This window comes from Arthrobacter sp. MW3 TE3886 (genome assembly GCF_041262145.1).
Taxonomy (GTDB): domain Bacteria; phylum Actinomycetota; class Actinomycetes; order Actinomycetales; family Micrococcaceae; genus Arthrobacter.
On record NZ_JBGCAN010000001.1, the window covers coordinates 273,624 to 289,231 of the forward strand.

Annotated in this window: 12 protein-coding genes and 1 pseudogene; 6 read left to right on the top strand and 7 right to left on the bottom strand. The window is 67.9% G+C overall.

Going from position 1 to position 15,608, the window contains the following annotated elements; all coding sequences use genetic code 11:
- The first annotated feature begins 22 nt into the window (after positions 1 to 22).
- From ABH915_RS01310 to ABH915_RS01320, 3 genes and pseudogenes are all read left to right on the top strand, one after another.
- Positions 23 to 1,363 (top strand): MFS transporter, encoded by a 1,341-nt coding sequence (locus ABH915_RS01310; protein ID WP_370116937.1) that lies wholly within the window; start codon positions 23 to 25, stop codon positions 1,361 to 1,363.
- 130 nt (positions 1,364 to 1,493) lie between these two features.
- Entirely contained in the window at positions 1,494 to 3,101 is a 1,608-nt protein-coding gene (locus tag ABH915_RS01315) for a 5-oxoprolinase/urea amidolyase family protein (protein WP_370124909.1), read from the top strand.
- Positions 3,101 to 4,853: pseudogene (locus tag ABH915_RS01320) on the top strand (biotin carboxylase N-terminal domain-containing protein). Before ABH915_RS01315 ends, ABH915_RS01320 begins: the two are co-directional and overlap by 1 nt.
- A gap of 76 nt (positions 4,854 to 4,929) precedes the next feature.
- On the opposite strand, the gene ABH915_RS01325 reads toward ABH915_RS01320, so the two are convergent.
- From ABH915_RS01325 to ABH915_RS01350, 6 genes are all read right to left on the bottom strand, one after another.
- Positions 4,930 to 6,156: a glycosyl hydrolase gene (locus ABH915_RS01325; protein WP_370116940.1), complete on the bottom strand. Its 1,227-nt coding sequence runs from the start codon at positions 6,154 to 6,156 to the stop codon at positions 4,930 to 4,932.
- A gap of 151 nt (positions 6,157 to 6,307) precedes the next feature.
- Entirely contained in the window at positions 6,308 to 6,736 is a 429-nt protein-coding gene (locus ABH915_RS01330) for an ATP-binding protein (protein WP_370116942.1), read from the bottom strand.
- The gene (locus ABH915_RS01335) at positions 6,729 to 7,061 is read right to left on the bottom strand and encodes an STAS domain-containing protein (RefSeq protein ID WP_370116945.1); all 333 of its coding nucleotides are present in this window, start codon (positions 7,059 to 7,061) and stop codon (positions 6,729 to 6,731) included. Before ABH915_RS01335 ends, ABH915_RS01330 begins: the two co-directional genes overlap by 8 nt.
- The gene (locus ABH915_RS01340; RefSeq protein ID WP_370124910.1) at positions 7,045 to 9,015 is read right to left on the bottom strand and encodes a glycosyltransferase family 2 protein; all 1,971 of its coding nucleotides are present in this window, start codon (positions 9,013 to 9,015) and stop codon (positions 7,045 to 7,047) included. Before ABH915_RS01340 ends, ABH915_RS01335 begins: the two co-directional genes overlap by 17 nt.
- Positions 9,016 to 9,107: 92 nt before the next feature.
- Entirely contained in the window at positions 9,108 to 10,397 is a 1,290-nt protein-coding gene (locus ABH915_RS01345) for a PP2C family protein-serine/threonine phosphatase (RefSeq protein ID WP_370116948.1), read from the bottom strand.
- A gap of 89 nt (positions 10,398 to 10,486) precedes the next feature.
- Positions 10,487 to 11,701: a PP2C family protein-serine/threonine phosphatase gene (locus ABH915_RS01350; RefSeq protein ID WP_370116950.1), complete on the bottom strand. Its 1,215-nt coding sequence runs from the start codon at positions 11,699 to 11,701 to the stop codon at positions 10,487 to 10,489.
- Between the two features lie 431 nt (positions 11,702 to 12,132).
- Between ABH915_RS01350 and ABH915_RS01355 the strand changes: the two genes are divergently transcribed.
- Both ABH915_RS01355 and ABH915_RS01360 read left to right on the top strand, forming a co-directional pair.
- Entirely contained in the window at positions 12,133 to 13,482 is a 1,350-nt protein-coding gene (locus ABH915_RS01355; protein ID WP_370116952.1) for a CHAD domain-containing protein, read from the top strand.
- Positions 13,364 to 13,744 (top strand): CHAD domain-containing protein, encoded by a 381-nt coding sequence (locus ABH915_RS01360; RefSeq protein WP_370124911.1) that lies wholly within the window; start codon positions 13,364 to 13,366, stop codon positions 13,742 to 13,744. Before ABH915_RS01355 ends, ABH915_RS01360 begins: the two co-directional genes overlap by 119 nt.
- 16 nt (positions 13,745 to 13,760) lie before the next feature.
- On the opposite strand, the gene ABH915_RS01365 is transcribed toward ABH915_RS01360, so the two are convergent.
- A complete protein-coding gene (locus ABH915_RS01365; RefSeq protein WP_370116955.1) occupies positions 13,761 to 14,510 on the bottom strand; it encodes a phosphotransferase in 750 nt (249 codons plus the stop codon).
- 101 nt (positions 14,511 to 14,611) lie between these two features.
- On the opposite strand from ABH915_RS01365, the gene ABH915_RS01370 reads away from it, so the two are divergent.
- A complete protein-coding gene (locus tag ABH915_RS01370; protein ID WP_370124912.1) occupies positions 14,612 to 15,550 on the top strand; it encodes a 5'-3' exonuclease H3TH domain-containing protein in 939 nt (312 codons plus the stop codon).
- Positions 15,551 to 15,608: the final 58 nt, after the last annotated feature.

A 15,608-nucleotide genomic window follows, 5' to 3' on the forward strand; every position in this document is an offset into this window, starting at 1 on the left:
CCCCGCACACCTGGAGGAAACCATGACTGCAGCACCGCATCAGGCCACCCCGGCCGCCGGCAAGAGGAAGCTCCCACCCGGCGCCCTCAAGGCCTACATCGCGAGCCTCACCGGCACCTCGCTGGAGTACTACGACTTCGCGATCTACTCCGTGGCCTCGGCCCTGGTGTTCCCCAAGGTCTTCTTCCCGGGCAACGACGAATTCGTCGGACTGCTGCTGTCCTTCTCGACCTTTGCAGTGGGCTACCTCGCCCGACCCATCGGCGGTGTCATCTTTGGGCGGCTCGGTGACAAGATCGGCCGCAAGAACGTTCTCGTGACCACCCTGTTGCTGATCGGCATCGCAACCGTGCTGATCGGCGTGCTGCCGGGCTACGCCACCATCGGCCTGGCCGCTCCCACCATCCTGGTGCTCCTGCGCCTGGCACAGGGAATCGGCGTTGGCGGCGAATGGGGCGGCGCGGTCCTGCTCTCGAGCGAATTCGGCGACCCCCGGAAGCGCGGCTTCTGGTCTTCCGCCGCGCAGATCGGTCCGCCCGCCGGCAACCTGATGGCCAACGGCGTCCTTGCCGTGCTGGCCGCGACGCTCAGCAACGAAGACTTCCTCTCCTGGGGCTGGCGTGTAGCCTTCCTCGCCTCGGCCATCCTGGTGGTCTTCGGCCTGTTGATCCGGCTGAAGCTCGAGGAAACCCCCGTCTTCAAGGCCATCAAGGCCCACGGTGAACAGCCCGAGGCCCCCATCAAGGAGGTCTTCACCAAGGAACCGCGCGCCCTCGTTTCGGCCGCCCTGTCCCGTGTCGGCCCGGACGTGCTCTACTCCCTGCTCACCGTCTTCATGGCCGTCTATGCCACTAAAGAACTGGGCATGACCACCAGCAACGTCCTCAGCGCCATCCTGATCGGCTCCGCCTTCCAGCTGGTCCTGATCCCGGCGGCGGGCGCCCTCACGGACCGCGTCAACCGCCGCCTCGTTTACGGCGTCGCCGCCGTCGGAACGGCCGCGTACATCCCGCTGTTCTTCCTCATGATCCAGGGCAAGTCGGTGTTCATGCTTACCGTCGGCATTGTGATCGGACTGGCGTTCCACGCCTTCATGTACGGCCCGCAGGCGGCTTACATCACCGAACAGTTCCCGGCCCGGTTGCGCTACGCCGGCAGCTCGCTGGCCTACACGCTGGCCGGCGTGATCGGCGGCGCCGTCGCCCCGCTGGTCTTCACCGCCCTCTTCGCCGTCAGCGGCAACTGGTTCCTGATCGCCGGCTACCTCGCGGTCGCCTCGATCGTGACGGTGATCGGACTGGCCATTGGACGCAACCCGCAGACCGAGGAAGAAGAGCGGCTCCTGCAAGATGCCCGCGCCTGAGCGGTGCGGATCCTGTTCACCGGCACAATGATTGAGGCAACTCGTGATTGAGACAGCAGGGGAACCCCTGAAGGTACAAGCGGCCGCAGCAGGCGAAACCGCAGTTCACAAGGTCCGCTCCGTGCGGGCCGTGGGAACGCGCGCGGTCCTTGCTGAGCTCTCCGGCACCCAGGACGTGCTCGCCCTGCAGGCACTGCTCCTCGAGAAACCGCTGCCGGGCCAGCGGGATATCCTGGCCGCGGCCGAGACCGTCCTGGTCAAGGCCGAATCCCCGGCTTCGGCCCGGCGCATCGCCGCCCGCCTGATGCAGCTCGACCTCACCGCACCCGTGCAGCGCGACGGCGAGCTGGTGGTCATCGACACCGTGTACGACGGCGAGGACCTCGCCGAAGTCGGGCGGCTGACCGGCCTGGGAGCCGACGGCGTGATCGCCGCCCACTCCGGGCAGATCTGGACCGTTGCCTTCGCCGGCTTCGCCCCCGGATTCGGGTACATGATCGGGGAGAACCAGCAGCTGGAAGTGCCGCGCCGCAGCTCGCCCCGCACCGCTGTTCCGGCGGGCTCCGTGGCGCTGGCCGGCAACTACTCGGCCGTGTACCCGCGCCGATCCCCCGGCGGCTGGCAGCTGATCGGGCGCACCAACGCCAAGATGTGGGACCTGGACCGGGAGCCGCCCGCCCTGGTCGCCCCTGGCCACCGGGTGCAGTTCCGTCCGGTCCGGGATGCACTCGCGCTGGCGGCCGAGCCGGTAGCGGAGCCCGCGGCGGTAGTCGCAGAAGCTTCCGCCGATGGACTCCGGATCGTTTCACCGGGTCTTCAGAGCCTGATCCAGGACCTCGGCCGGGACGGCCACTCCGGCCTGGGCGTCTCCGCCGCCGGCGCGCTGGACCGGGCCTCGCTGCGCCGGGCCAACCGCCTGGTCGGCAACGCCCCCGGCGCAGCCGGCATCGAGACCGTCGCCGGCGGCCTCAAGGTCCAGGCCGTGGGGGACCGGGTCCTCGCCGTCGCCGGGGCGCCGTCGGAACTGAGCATCGCCTCCGCACCGGACGAGGCCGGCGATACGTGGCAGCGGACAGTGCCGGTGGCCACTCCCTTCGCGCTGCTCGACGGCGAAACGCTCAGCATCGGTGCGCCGCAGAGCGGCTTCCGCAGCTACCTCGCGGTCCGCGGCGGGGTGAATGCCGCCCCGGTACTGGGCAGCCGCTCCACGGACACGATGTCCGGGATCGGTCCTGCGCCCCTGACCGCCGGGCAGCAACTCGGCGCCGGAGGAGAAGCCGAGAGCGGCGTCGTCGGAAATCCCGAACTGCAGCCGGACTACCCGGGCACCGGGGTGACCGTCCTCGACGTCGTCCCCGGCCCCCGCGCCGACTGGTTCGATCAGGCGGCACTGGACTCCTTTACCGCCCAGGACTGGGCCGTGATGCCGCAGTCCAACCGCGTCGGCATGCGGCTTGACGGTACCCCGCTGCAGCGCAGCCGCCAGGGCGAACTGCCCAGCGAAGGCACCGTCGCCGGCGCCCTGCAGGTTCCGCCGGAGGGCCTTCCCGTGCTGTTCCTGGCCGACCATCCGATCACCGGCGGCTACCCGGTGATCGCCGTGGTGGTCGACTCCCAGCTGGACCTCGCCGCCCAGGTCCCGATCGGCGGCAAGATCCGCTTCCGCTGGGCCGAATCCGCCCCCGCCGAACACACCCCCACCGAACACGCCACCAATAACGAAGAAGCGAGTAACTGATGCGCAAGGTCCTGATCGCCAACCGTGGAGAAATCGCGGTTCGCATAGCCCGGGCCTGCGACGACGCGCAGCTGGCGTCCGTCGCTGTCTACGCCGACATCGACGCCGATGCCCTGCACGTCTCGGCCGCAGATGTTGCCTTCAGCCTGGACGGCAACTCGCCCGCGGACACGTACCTGAACATCCCCAAGCTCCTGGCAGTGGCGGCCCAGTCCGGTGCGGACGCCGTCCACCCCGGCTATGGCTTCCTCTCCGAGAACGCCGACTTCGCCCAGGCCGTCCTCGACGCCGGACTGACCTGGATCGGCCCCAGCCCGGACGCCATCCGCCTGCTGGGCAACAAGATCACCGCCCGCGACGCCGCCGTCCGGGCCGGCGCACCCCTGGTGGCCGGCAGCGACGGTCCCGTCGACACGGCGGCCGAGGCCCGCGCCTTCGCCGAACAGCATGGCCTGCCGATCGCCATCAAGGCCGCCTTCGGCGGCGGCGGCCGCGGCATGAAGGTGGTCCGGGCCATCGACGAGGTCGAGGAAGCCTTCGACTCCGCCGTCCGTGAAGCCGTTGCCGCCTTCGGCCGGGGCGAGTGCTTCGTGGAGCGCTACCTGGACCGTCCCCGCCACGTCGAGGCGCAGGTCCTGGCGGACGCGCACGGCAACGTCGTGGTCGTCGGAACCCGCGACTGCTCCCTGCAGCGCCGTCACCAGAAGCTCCTGGAAGAGGCCCCCGCGCCGTTCCTGAGCGACGAGCAGACCACGCTGATCTATGACGCCGCCAAGGCTGTCTGCCGGGAAGCGGGCTACTCCGGCGCCGGAACGGTGGAATTCCTCGTCGCGGCGGACGGCACTGTGGCCTTCCTCGAGGTCAACACCCGGCTGCAGGTGGAGCACCCCATCACCGAGGAAACCACGGGTATCGACCTCGTCCAGGAACAGTTCCGGATCGCCGCGGGCGAGCCGCTGCGCCTGACCGAAGACCCGGCGCCGCGCGGACACGCCTTCGAATTCCGGCTCAACGCCGAGGACGTGGGCCGCGGCTTCCTGCCCTCGCCCGGCACCATCGGAGAGTTCGCCGGCCCCACCGGCCCGGGCATCCGCCTCGACACCGGCGTCCGCTCCGGCTCCTTCGTCGCACCGCAGTTCGATTCCCTGCTCGCGAAGCTGATCGTCACCGGCGCGGACCGCCAGCAGGCCCTGCGCCGCGCCCGCCGGGCCCTCGCCGAAATGCGCATCACCGGCGTCGCCACCGTGCTGCCGTTCCACCGGGCCGTGCTGGAATCCCGCGGACTTCACCTCCAGGGACGGCCTCGGCATCCACACCCGCTGGATCGAAACCGACTTCGCGGACAGCATCCCTGCCGACCCCGACTACAGCACCACCGCCCCCGACGGCGCACGCCGCACCATCACGGTCGACGTGGACGGCCGGCGCCTCGCCGTCGGCCTTCCGGCGGACTTGCTCGACGGCTGGGCCCGCGGGGGCGGTCCGCTGCCCGCGGGCGTGTCTTCGGTGTCCGACGGCGGTGCCGCCGCGGCTGCCGACCCGGGGGAGCTGCGCGCGGACATGGCCGGGACCGTGGTCAAGTGGCTCGTCGAGCCGGGAGCCGAAGTCTCGGCCGGGGATCCGGTGGTGGTCCTTGAGGCCATGAAGATGGAAACCCAGGTCTCCGCGCACCGGGACGGCACCGTCACCGACGTCCGCACCGAAGCGGGCGGGGTTGTCACGGCCGGCGCGGTGCTCGCGCTGATCGGGTAGCCACATTCTGCTGATGTTTGGCGAGTGACTGGGCCGTTTCCGCTAGCGGAAGCGGCCCTTTGCCTTGCTTGTTTGGCTATTTGGGCCGCGCTGCCAGGGCGGATGCCAGGGCGGTGGCGGAGCCGGGGCTGCTGTCGATCCGCCAGTCTGTTTCCTTGTTGAAGTTGAACCAGACAACTGCTGTGACGTCGGGCTGGGCAGCCAGATAGCTGATCAATGCCGTGTTCCAGTCGGCTTTGGACCCGCCTTGTTCGGCAGATGACGTCTCTGCCACGAGCACGTGTTTGCCTGGGGCAAGTCGTCTCAGTTCGGACAGGCCCGGGCCGAAGAGCTCCGATGGCCAAAGCCAGCTGCTCCAGGCTGCTGATGTACCCCAGTTGTAACCGTCGAGGGCTACTTCATCCACGTAGGCGGAGCCCGGATAGAGGCCGTCGAGCGGGGTTGACCCCCAATACGGAACGTTGGGATTCCAGACCCAGGAGATGTTGGAGGCGCCGGTAGCCGCTACGACGTCATGGACGTGCCGCCACGCCGCAGCGTAGTCGCCGGGTTCGTTGCCGTTGACTCCTTCAGACCAGGGGTACCAGTTTCCGTTCATTTCGTGGCCGAAGCGCACCATCACTGGATGCCCCCAGGCCGCCAGCGTCTGGCCCCACTGCCGCAGGTAGGGGTCGAAGTTACCGGCCGTAATGCGGTCCAGGGCATAGGCCGGCTGATCGGTTCCGCCGCCCCAAGCCCATGGCTCCCAGGTCAGCAGGGCTACGGCGCCTCGGCTGCGAACAGCATCCAGTTCCGTGATGGGCGGGCCTTGATTGAAGTCCTTGTAGGACAGAATGACCGACGGCGCCTCCCCGGTGAGGGACGCGGCCCCGTCCAATTCCGCTTGGGCCAGCGGCCCGCCGGGCGTGCCGACGCCGAAGCGCAGCGGCGAGCTGCTGATGACGGGCGGCACAGGTTCCGCCACCGCCGCGGCCGCGACGACTGTAAAGCCCGTCGATGCCTTGACGGTGCCGGATACGGCTTGGACGTCAAGGACCGGCTGGGACGTTTGCGGGATAACGACGTCGGCGGTGAAGTATCCGGAGGCGCTGACCTTGAAGGCGGCGGAACTGGCTCCGGCGCTCACGGTTCCGGAGCCTTTCTTGGGAAATCCGGTGCCGGTGACGGTCACCGCGGTTCCGGCCGGGCCCTTGGCTGGGCTGAGGCTAAGGGACGGGGAGGCGGCCTGGGCGGGTACCGCCGCGAATAACAGGGCCGAGACCGCCAGGGCAAGTACGCAGGCCAGGCCTCTCAACGGCTTCATCGTGACTCCTGGGCCGGGCCCCGGCGAAGCGGGGCATCCTGACGGGACGCAGCTTGCCTACGGGAAGCCTTAGTATCCAGTGTCCGTCAGGACGGTTCCGCTCCGGGGCCAAAAAGAGCAGGAGATCCCGAGGATTGTCCAAGGATTCCGTTCAGTCGTGCAGCGGGGACTTTGACAGGATCCAGGTGTTGGTCCCGTCCTGGCGCTTGAATGTCACGGTGGTGACCAGGGCGCGAATGAGAGCGAGCCCGCGCCCTGATTCAGCCTCACCGTCCGGCATGGCGGCGTCAGTGTCAATGGGGTCGGGGCAGGCGGCATCGAAGGCACTGACCCGGGCTTCCAGCCTGATGGACGTGGCGCTGATGTCCACCCCGAGTTCCACCGGTTTCGTGGATTCGGGAATGGCGTGCTGCACAACATTGCTGGCAGCTTCGATCACGGCCGTGGCGAACGTCATGCGGTCCATGTCCGGGACGAAGGAAGCGTCTTCCCACAGCTTGTCGAGCTCGGTATGGACGGCCTCAATGGCCTCCGGAAGTGCCTTCTGGCGGAGCGTCCGCCGGGCGAGAATGTCAGTCATCCCCGAAAGCTTCAGCCGCGGAGGGGTACGAAGTCAGGACTTTGTCCATGCTGGTAAGGCCCAGGACCATTTGAACCTGGGGCTGGACGGCCGCGATCCGAAGGTCGCCGCCGGCTTGCCGGGCGGCCTTGAGGCACCCGATGAGCGCTCCCAGCCCGGACGAGTCCATGAACGCTGTCGCTTCGAGGTTGATCACGATCCGGGCGGAGCCCGAAGCGACAACTTCCGCCACCAGTTCCCGCAGTTTCGGCGCCGACACCATGTTGAGCCGGCCGGCGGCTGTTATCTCGGCGTAGCTGTCTTTCACTTCATAGCTCAGGTCCACGGAGGGCCCTTTCGGTGGAGGTCTCGTTTCTGGTGTCGGGGTCATCGCCGGAACTGCCGGCAGGGTATCCGCGGTACAGGACGGCCCGCACCAGGATGCTCATGACGATCAGGTCAAACACCACCCAGAATACGTTGACGAGTGTGCCGATCGGCTCGGACATTCCGGCAACGAGCCGCCCAATCCCAACAACCGACGCGATGAACAGTACGACCGACACGGCGATCTGTGGGCGGATCAGGCTCCATCGTGGACCTCCGGACTGGCGGTCCTTCGGCGTGACGGCGAAGCCGAGGGGGTGTCCGAACCAGACGTTCCGGGCCGCCGTCGTACATGCTTTGATCCAGGTGGGGAACAGGGCGAGGCTGTACTGCTGACCGCGCCAGGTGGGGATGCCCCTGCCGGCTACGGCAAAGAGGAGCTGGTTGACCACCATGAACGGAATGAATCTCAGGAAGAAGTCGGCGCTGAGGCTGGTGACGGGCAGGATCCCGAAGATCAGGTAAATGATCGGCGCGGCGAAGTAGACGACGGCGGCGAAGCCGCTGAGGTAGGTCCACATCGTTGCGAAGTACATGAGCCGCTGGCCCAGCTTCAGCCCGCGCTGAAGGAGCGGGTTCTCCCGCAGGAACACCTGGATGGTGCCCTGGGCCCAGCGCAGGCGCTGGGTCAGCATGGTTCCGATGTCTTCGGGTGCCAGCCCGTAGGCCAGGACCTCGTGGTGGTAGACGCTTTGCCATCCCATGGCGTGCATGCGCATGGACGTGGCCATGTCCTCCGTCACGGAGATCGTGGCCAGCGGCATGACCGGCTGGGCCTCGTCGGTCCGTTCGACCGACAACGCGTCCAGCACCGCCTGCACGGACTCGATTGCCCCGAGCGGAGACCAGTCCCGGGCCGCCATGCGCTGCACGGCATCGTCGGTCACCACCGGTACCCCGGCGTCACCGACCTCCACCGGCGACATTGCGGCAATCTCCTCCAGGTCGGCCTGTAGGGCGGACACGTCGGCCAGCACCAGTGCCTGGACGGCCTGGTCCACCCGGCGTCGTGCCCGGTACGTGATTTCGCTGAGTGAGTCGCCGGCGTCGAGCCGGCGGCGGGCCTCGTCGGTTGCCGCTTCGACCTCGTCAAGGGTGCGCTGCATAAGCAAGGATTCGCCGGTCGCCGCTTTGCGTGCCTTGCGGATGGCCGCCTGGGATGCGCTGAGGGCGCGCCGGATACTCTTCTCGGTTTCCTTGACGTACCCCGACAGTCCCAGCTGCATGAGGGCCTCCCGGCGGAGGATGGCGTTGGAGCCGCAGAAGAAGGCAGCGTTCCAGCCGTCCTTGCCCTGCTGGATGGGGCCGTAGAACAAGGGGGCCTGGCTGCCCAGGGGGTCGTCGGCCGGGACGTTGCTGAAATATTGGGGCGTTTGGACGAGGGCGACTTTGCGGTTGTTGAAGTAGCCCAGCGTCTTGTCCAGAATGTCCGGTTCGGGGATCTGGTCCGCGTCGAGGATGAGCAGGAACTCGCCCTCGGTTTGCATCAGGGCGTTGTTCAGGTTCCCCGCTTTCGCGTGCCGGGGCATCCCGCTCCATTCCGCGCTTCGGGTCACGTACCCCAGTCCGCTCGCCGCGGCCAGTTGCCGGAGCGCGGGCCTGTCACCATCGTCAAGGATCCAGGTGCTGTGCGGGTGCCGGATCTTTTGGGCGGCAAGCGCCGTCGTCATCACCAGATCCAGCGGCTCGTTGTACGTCGTTATGAAAACGTCAACTGTGGCGTCCGCGGGGGCCGGTGCCGGGGGTGTGCGGGATTTTAGCCGCCAGACTGTCATCCCGAAGAGCAGCACGTCGATCAGGCTGTAGGTCTCGGCGGCGACCAGCGGCACGGCGATCCACCACGCGTCCCAGTTCAGTGACGCGAGCCAGCGCCAGGCCACGTAGTTGACGCCGGCCAGCAACGTCAGGAGCACGAGGAGCCGTACCCCGAAGAGCTGCGCGGCGCTCCCGGAGCGTTGCTGTGGCGCGTCGGCGCCGTCGGGGTCTGGGTTGCGCGGCGTTTCGGTCACACGAGCGTCCTTTCGCGAGGGGTGAGCGGGCGTTGGCCGTCCCGCCGGACGGCGAGGATGGTGACGTCATCGGGGTTGGAGGTGCCCTGTGCCCGCCGGTGCACGGAGTCCACGAGGTCTTTCGCGGACTCCGCGGCGACGCCGAGTTTTCCGATTTCGTCGACGGCGGCGAGGGTTCCGTCGTAGAGGTCCAAGACGCCGTCACTGAAGCTGACAATCATGTCTCCCGGGTTCAGCCGGGTCTCGAACGATTCCCACCGGCTGTCCGGAAGCAGGCCCACCGGCATGTTTTCCGAGGAGAGCCTCTCCCAAGTGCCATCTGTCCGGATAACCAGGGTCAAGCCGTGGCCGGCGTCCGAGAACAGGATCCGCCCGTCGGAGGCCCGGAGCCGGGCGTGGAACAGTGTCGCGAACGAGCCGGCCTGGCTCAGGTCGGTGGCAAGGCAGTCCTGCGTCAGTGTCAGCGCCGTCACAGGGTCTTCGCTGTTTTTGGCGCTGCGGATGACGGCGCGGGTGGTCGCGGCGATCATGCCGGCCCCGGCGCCCTTGCCCATGACGTCGCCGAGGGTGAACCCAAGGCCGTCCTCGATCAGGTACCAGTCGAAGAAGTCTCCGCCGACGGCCTTGGAGGGGATGCAGGCCCCGGCAGTCTGGTAACCGGGCAGGGGAGCGGCGTTCTTCGGCAGCAGAAAGCGCTGGATCTGGGCGGCCCGGCTGAGTTCCGCCGTTGCCGCGGCCGCCTGGGCCCGTGCGGAGTGCAGGCGGCGGCGTGCCCGCCGCGCCAGCTCGTTGACCACAAAGGCGCCCAGGACGAAGATGAGCGTGCTGTAGAGCCCGCGGAAAAGTTCGTTCGGGTTCGCATCGATGCTGGAGCCGAGGGCGAACGGGACCATGATCGCCACCGTGGCGCCCACGGCCGCGTAGCCAACATTGTGGCGGCCCTCCCTGGCCGCGAACCAAAGTACCGGCAGCAGGACGATCGAGGCGTAGATTGAGTGGCTCTCTCCGGTGCCGTGGCGCAAAGCGCCGGCCGCCAGGAAATCCAGGGACGGTACGATCGCCGCAAATCGTGCCGGACCCGGCTGGGCCGCCGCCGCGGCGTACCCGGTCGCGGCAGCCGTCAGGGCCGCACCGGCAACCAGGGCACCCCAATCGCTCACTGTGAGGGTCGGGATGGTGCTGCTCATGACCGCGGCCACGATGAAGAACACCAGGAACGGGACCTGCTTCCAGAACGGTGAGAGTTCGTCCACACCCGTCAGGATGGCTTCACGCGTTACAGCCACTGACTCCCCCTTGATCCGCCAAGTCTTGCCCGGCGTTCGTCCCGAAGGAATCCTACCGGGCCTCGGTGCGGCGCACACGGCGGGCGCACTTAGGCGGATTCTGGTTCGCGCTGGAACAGGACCGCCGTGATGTCGTCCAGGATGCCGCGCTTTCCCCGCCGGTCGCACAGTTTCTTCACGGCGGTGTCCGGATGATCCTGGGCCTGGCGGCTGTCCAGGGCTGCGGCGAGACGGCCGAGGTCGCCGCCGTGCAGGTCCAGGAGGCCGTCGGTCGGAATCAGGATGGCATCACCCGGGGCGAGCCTGAACGCGTGCGTGTCCCAGCTTTGGCCGGATATCAGGCCCAGTGGCGGCCCGGTCGGGGACAGGCGTTCAATCGTGTTGTCGGAACGGAGGATGTAGCTCAGTCCCTGGCCGGCGTCCGCGTAATGGCCTGTGCCGGTGGCAGGGTCGATTAGCGCATGGAACACGGTCGCATAAGACCCCACACGGGCCAGGGTATCGTCGAGGCTCCCGGCCACGTCCTCGAAGACGCGGGAGGGCTCGGCTTCCCAGCCGGTGTGGGCGAAGGCGGACCGGACGGTGCCGGCCACGATGCCCGGACCGATGCCTTTGCCCATGGCGTCGCCGACGGTAATGCGGAATTGGCCGGCCGCTGTCGTGCCGAGCTCGTAGAAGTCACCGCTGAGTCCGGAGGCGGGGTAGAAGCAGGTGCCCAGCGAGTAGCCGGCCGGCGCGGGGGGAGTGGGCGGAAGCAGGGCCCGTTGCACCCGGGCTCCGTTGTCGATGTCCCACGAAAGGTTCATTTCGCGCTGGATGATTGCAGTGAGGTCCTCGAGGATCTTCTGCTGCTCTGCGCTGAATGCCCGGGGCGCCTGGTCGATGATGCAGAACGTTCCGACGTGCGTCCCGCCGGGCCCGGTGAGGGGATGGCCCGCGTAGAACTGGATGTGGGGATTGCCGGTCACGAGCGGGCTCTGCCGGAAGCGTTCGTCGGTGAGGGCGTTCTCCACGATCATGGTTCCCTGGGACTTGATCGTCTCGGTGCAGAACGTGTCACGCCGCTCCGACTCGCGGGCGAGCGGACCGACGAAGGATTTCAGGAACTGCCGGTTCTCGGCGATCAGGGAGATGCTGGCCGCACTGACGCCGAAAAGCCCCTGAGCGAGCCGCGTGATCCGGTCGAACCGTTCCTCCGAGGGTGTGTCCAGAAGGCCGGTTCTGGAAAGGTCCTCCAGCCGCGCCCATTCCGGAGCTTCAGCCCCACGGAGTCGGGATTCGGATTCGTGGCCCGTGCTTGTCATACGTCCTTCACACATCTGAGGCGATTGAGCCCATCGAGGCTGTCACGGCCGGTTGACGTGGGAGTACGCTGCCCCCGCGGCGGGCTCCCACCTTCGATCGAGCTCATCGCCAGCCGGCGGGAACTCGGTCAGGCTACCCTACCGTCGATCGGGGCCCGGGGCGTTGTCGCGTCTTAAACGTGCGTTCCCGTGCCGTCCGCAAATACTTTGAACGGTGAAACGCCCGCCCGGGTAAGTCCTGGGCGTTCCTGTCTCACGCGGCGTGGGGGCAGCCGCAGGAGGCCTGTCCCGATGTCTTTGCCGAACGGGCCAAACAGCCGTCGACGACCGGTCTGGTCGCCGGTTCGCGCAGAGCCTAGAATCGGGCTGGGCGCACCGGCCAAGGCACCGCCGGACACGCCCAGCCGCAGAACCAAGGCCATGTTCCAGCGGTGCCAGTAGAGGAGGCCCGCCATGACGGTCATCAACAGGCCCATGAGTTCGCTGCCGCGGGAACGCGCGTCCCGTGGGGAGTCCTGACCGCCATGGACACCCCGGGAAAACTTGAAACGGAACAAAAATACGACGCCGGGATCTCCGCGGCGCTGCCGGAGCTGCAGGAAATCGAGGGTGTGGACCACGTCGCGGAGCCTGTGACGGATCAGCTTGAGGCTGTGTACTTCGATACGCCGGCCCTGGCCCTCGGGGCACGGCGCATGACCCTGCGGCGCCGCACGGGCGGAGCCGATGAGGGCTGGCACCTCAAGCTTCCCGCCGGAACGGACCAGCGGGAGGAGATCCATGCGCCGCTGGGCCAGCCGGAGACTGTTCCGGAAGAACTGTCCGACCATCTGCAGGTCTTCATCCGCGGCGACGCACTCGTGCCCGTCGCCCGGCTGAGCACGCGGCGAACCACCTACCGGCTCTATGGGCCTGGCGGTGAGCACCTGGCCGACTTCGCCGACGACCACGTTCATGCCGAGGCCCTGCGGCCGCGGGGACCCGCCGTCGATTGGCGTGAATGGGAGCTCGAACTCGTCCACGGCACAGCGGAGCTCTTCGAGGCTGCCGCCGCAACCCTGGCATCTACCGGAGCCGGCCACTCCGCTTTTCCTTCCAAAGTCGCCCGTGCCCTGGGCGATGCCTGGCCGGCCGAGTTCAGTCCCCGGACTCCGACGCCCCGGAAGAAGGGGCCGGCAGTCGACGTCGTGACCGCCTACTTGGACGCGCGGATCGGCGACTTCATCGCCAACGATCCGGGCGTGCGGATGGGGACACCGGATTCCGTCCACAAGATGCGGTCCGCGACCCGCCGGGCGCGGTCCGCCCTGGCCACCTATCGCAAACTCTTCAACCGGTCAGCGGTGCGGGAACTCCAGGCCGAACTGAAGTGGCTGGGCCAAGTCCTGGGTCCGGCCCGCGACGCCGAAGTCATGCTGGAACGGCTTCGCCAGCACATCCTGGAACTCCCCGAAGAACAGAGGTCCGGCCTGTTGACCCAGATGATCGAACAGGAGCTGGTCGCAGCCCATGACGCAGGCTACAGAAACGTCCTGAAGACCCTCCGGACCGGCCGCTATTTCCGTCTCCTGGGCGCCCTGGAGGACTTCCGGGACCACCCCCCTGCCAAGCCACGCGCCTTCCGGCCCGCGCGCAAGGTGACGGCCAAGCTGGTGAACAAGGCTGCACAGCGGGTGGAGGCGTGCCCGGAAGGCCGTCAAAGGCTCCGCCGACACGGCCGCACGCGACACGGCGCTGCACGAGGTCCGAAAAGACGCCAAACGCCTGCGCCACGCGGGTGAGTCGGTCCTGGAGATCCACGGCAAACGCGCCGCCAAACTCACCAAAGCGGCCGGACGGCTCCAGACGGTACTCGGCGACCATCAGGACAGCGTCATGGCGACCGACCTCCTGCACAGGCTCGCGGCCACCCCGGACCGGCCCGTCGATACTGACCTCGGCTTCGAGAGTTTGCTGGCGATGGAAGAACGCATTGCCCGCAAGACGGAGACCAAAGCCCGCAAGGCAGGGAAGAAGCTTCGCGGCTTGCGGCTGCGACCCTGACCCGGGACGCGTCGATTCACTGGCCGGACAGCTTGCGGGCCATCGCGGAAACTCTGGAGCGATCCCTGCGGTACATGGCGGAGTGCTCGAGGAAATCCCTCCGTCCGGTAGCCGCAGCGCGGCCGTCGGTCAGTTCTGCCAGCTCGTCCAGCCTGGCCGCGAGGGTCTGGAACACTTGCACGTGTCCGAACCTGACACCGTACGCGTCAATGAGGGCATCCAGACGGGACAACCGCCGCTGCTCTTCGGGAGCCCCTGGGCCGCCGTTTTCCCCCAGCGGCACAAGCCGGTAGGCCAGGTAGGCAAAGTCCCAGATCCGTGGTCCCGGCGAGGCCGTGTCGAAGTCGATGAGGGCGGTCAGCCGCCCAGCGGCGAACACCATGTTGTACGGCGCGGCGTCGTTGTGGCACACGACTTCTGCGGGTCGGTGAGTGGGCAGTTGCCACGTGAGATCCGCCTGGGCGAGTCCGACGCTGGCGTCGTGGATGCGGCGGAGCAGAGCTCCGGCGTCACGCAGAACGGAAGGATCCCAAATCCAGTCCGGCAACGGGTAATGTGCTGCATCGCCGTCGATGAAGCTGAGGACCTCGCGGCCATGTTCGTCCATGCCCAGTGCCTGGGGGACCTCAGCGACGCCAGCATGCCGAAGGACTTCGAGGAGCGAATGGACGGCTGGCGTCCACGGTCCTGCGGTCCGGCGCACCGTGTCACCGACCCGCGTGACGAGAGTCGAATTGCCTCCGGCCAGAACCGCTTCTCCATCCATTCGCCCAAATCTACCCGCGTCGACTGCGTCACTTTGTGCCCCTCCGAAGTTGGAACCGTGACGGTCCGCCGCCAGCGGGCGCATCCGTGTCAGGATCAGTCATGACCGACCGCCTGATGCTCCTCGACACCGCGTCGCTGTACTTTCGTGCGTTCTACGGCGTGCCCGACACGATCCGCCGCGGCGACGGCACCCCGGTGAACGCTGTTCGCGGGCTGCTGGACATGATCGCACGGCTCACCACCGACTACGGTGCGACGCATCTCGTCGCCTGCTGGGACGACGATTGGCGCCCGCAGTGGCGGGTAGACCTCATCCCGAGCTACAAGTCGCATCGGGTCGCCAAGGAGGTAGCCGGCGCCCCCGATGTGGAGGTGGTGCCGGACGCGCTCGAGGCGCAGATTCCGATGATCCGCCGGGTGCTCAAACTCGCCGGCATCGCCGTCGTGGGGGCCGCCGACCACGAGGCCGACGACGTCATCGGCACCTACGCCAGCCACGCCGCGCTTCCGGTCGACGTGGTGACGGGGGACCGGGACCTCTTCCAGATCGTCGACGACGCCCGTCAGGTCCGGGTGGTCTACACCGCGCGCGGCATGAAGAACCTCGAAGTCCTGACCGAGGCCGACGTCGTCGGCAAGTACCGTGTGCTGCCCGTGCAGTATGCCGACTACGCGACCCTGCGCGGCGACACCTCCGACGGGCTGCCAGGCGTCGCCGGCATCGGCGAGAAGACCGCCGCGTCGCTGCTCGGCGAGTACGGCACGCTCGACGGGCTGCTCGCGGCTGCCGCGGAAGCAGGGAGCGGGCTGTCCACCGCCGTGCGGTCGAAACTCGCCGCGGCGGCGGACTACCTCGCGGTTGCGCCGGCCGTCGTGAAGATTGTGAGGAACCTGGAACTGCCGACGCTCGAGGAGGCAGGCGCGCAGCTGCACCCTGTCCCCGGCGGTTCGCGCGCCGAGCTTGAGGGTCTCGCCACCGAGTGGAACCTCGGCGGTTCGGTCACGCGGCTCCTTGAGGCACTCGACCTGCGTCGTTAGGGGTTCCCTGGATTGTGGGGCAAATGCCGGGGCGGAGGTGCGATCCGGACCGCACCTC